Consider the following 297-nt stretch of genomic DNA (forward strand, 5'->3'; position numbering starts at 1 on the left):
CCGTATTATCTTCATTCGCCTTATCCTTGGCCAACATAATACTAGTAATATATCCAATGTCACCGTTAAAGACATTGTGTTCCGGATCATTTGCCGTCTGCATCACTTTATCACCGACGCGGAAACTAAACGCCAAGTCACCTAATTTAATATTGATTTCCCGCTTTTTAGGGGTCATCGGATTGAAAATTTCTTGGGCAACTGCATTCAAATTATGCACGCCCGCTGGTGTTTTATACATCGGTGCCAAAATCTGCATATCTGCGACCGAATTGCCTTTTTCTTTCCAACTCGTTG

General features: G+C 41.8%; 1 pseudogene. It reads right to left on the reverse strand.

Going from position 1 to position 297, the window contains the following annotated elements:
- Window positions 1-297 (reverse strand): annotated as a pseudogene (locus WEIDD23_RS12495) (ATP-dependent RecD-like DNA helicase); the annotation flags it as partial.

This window comes from Weissella sp. DD23 (assembly GCF_001579105.1).
Lineage (GTDB): Bacteria > Bacillota > Bacilli > Lactobacillales > Lactobacillaceae > Weissella > Weissella cibaria.